General features: G+C 49.5%; 2 protein-coding genes. Both read left to right on the forward strand.

The genetic code is table 11. The features are described from left to right. On the forward strand, window positions 1-538 hold a 538-nt coding region (locus tag GC096_RS04575), incomplete at its 5' end, for a helix-turn-helix transcriptional regulator (protein WP_171629113.1). Between the two features lie 135 nt (window positions 539-673). Then, a complete protein-coding gene (locus GC096_RS04580; protein ID WP_171629114.1) occupies window positions 674-1,078 on the forward strand; it encodes a VOC family protein in 405 nt (134 codons plus the stop codon). Window positions 1,079-1,092: the final 14 nt, after the last annotated feature.

Genomic DNA, 1,092 nt, shown 5'->3' on the forward strand with positions numbered 1-1,092 from the left:
AGAAAGGGAATATCTCGAAAAGATCCGTCGAACAATATTAGACGAGCGAAAGATCAGCTTTCGTTATATAAAAAGACTTGTGGATTCCGAGGAGAATCGCCATAGTTTTCGTACGGTTGCTCCCTATGGACTGGTGCTCGTTCAAGGATCGTGGATGCTCGTGGCTCATTGCGATCTGCGCCAAGACATTCGACATTTCCGTTTGTCCCGAATAACGGCACTTATCGATCTGAAGGATAGCTTCGAACTGCCTGCCCATTTTAACCTAATGGAATACACCCCTCAGGATGATCGGCACTTGCAAGTTAGCCTTCGATTTAATCAGGACATAGCTGATAAGGTGAAGGAATCGAACTACACTTACATGGAAGACATGGAAGAGCAGCAAGACGGATTGTACGTAGTCTTACGAGTTCGCCAACTGGACGAATCGCTGCAATGGGTGCTTAGCTGGGGAGCGGATGTGCTGGTACTGGAGCCTGAATCATTCCGGAATCGGATTCGCGAGGAAGCCGAAAAAATGTTAAAACGCTACTGACACACTGTTGTCAGTAGCGTTTTTTTATAATCGGAGTAAGTAAACATAAAGGAGTGGGAGATAAATGCGAAGTATTCTGGCCCAAAATGTTATGATACGGTATTGTATCATTTATTATAGGAAGGATGGTATCTCGTGAATTTTGCTTCTGTACGCATCATTACCGACGACGTGGATCGTCTCGTCGAGTTCTATGAGAAAGTCATGGGTGTTTCGGCGGAACGCCCCGCGCCCGTCTTTGCCGAACTCGTTGTGCCATCGTGCACCCTGGCGATCGGCCACTCCCAGACGGTGCAACTATTCGGCGCTGGTTCCGCAGTGGCGGCTGACAATCACACTGTAATCATCGAGTTCCGCGTCAACGATGTCGATGCCGAATACGAGCGCTTGAAGCCGTTTGTCGACGAGTGGGTAAAGGAACCAACCACGATGCCGTGGGGGAACCGTGCTGTGCTGTTTCGCGATCCCGACGGCAACCTGGTTAACCTCTTCGCGCCGGTGACCGAGGAAGCGATCAAACGGTTCAGCGGTAGGCGTTGATGGACATTTGAAGT

Origin of the sequence: Paenibacillus plantarum, from assembly GCF_013141695.1 — a bacterium.
Classification (GTDB): Bacteria; Bacillota; Bacilli; order Paenibacillales; family NBRC-103111; genus Paenibacillus_E; species Paenibacillus_E plantarum.